Here is a 652-nt window from a genome sequence, read left to right as displayed (position 1 = left end):
AATGCGATATCGATAATATCTGTTTGTTCCGCCAGGCCGACCTGGCTTACTAGAGCAAATGCCATCTCACAAAGATGGCACCCCTCTGTGCTATACAATGTCAGCACTTATACGTCCTTATACTCAATCGTTTCTTTACTCTGCGTGTGTCACTAACCAGCAGTTATGGATGTGTTTGTTTCGAGAAAAATCCAAAGGCAGAGTTTGCGATGAAATATTCTGAGCTTTTAGTCCTAGCTCAGCCAACCCTTCTTCATCCATCTTAAAGTGACGTTTATTGTTCGAGAACACAATCGTACCGCCTGCTCGTAACAAACGTTTCAAGTTCGTCATTAGCTTGATATGGTCACGTTGCACGTCGAATGACGTTTCCATACGTTTTGAGTTTGAAAACGTCGGTGGATCAATAAAGATAAGGTCGTATTCGCCTTTTGCATTTTCAAGCCACTGCAGACAATCGGCTTGCTCAAAGCGATGTTGGCGTCCAATACAACCATTCAACTGCATATTGTCTTTTGCCCAGTTCAGGTAAGTGTTTGACATGTCAACTGTCGTTGTTGAACGAGCTCCGCCAACTGCCGCGTGTACTGTTGCACTACCTGTGTAAGCAAATAGGTTCAAGAAATCTTTGCCTTGAGCCATTTCGCCTAAG

General features: G+C 43.9%; 2 protein-coding genes. Both read right to left on the bottom strand.

Annotated features, from left to right (window positions below; all coding sequences use genetic code 11):
- Positions 1-107, bottom strand: a 107-nt coding sequence (locus tag R7190_RS28135; RefSeq protein WP_318137959.1) for a glutaredoxin family protein, incomplete at its 3' end; no start/stop codon positions are given.
- Positions 108-135: 28 nt separating this feature from the next.
- The coding region (locus R7190_RS28130; RefSeq protein ID WP_318137958.1) for a class I SAM-dependent methyltransferase at positions 136-652 on the bottom strand (517 nt) is incomplete at its 5' end.

This window comes from Vibrio sp. 1078-1 (genome assembly GCF_033340475.1).
The sequence above is the reverse complement of the archived record's forward strand: the minus strand, read 5'-3'. Positions and strand labels throughout refer to the sequence as shown.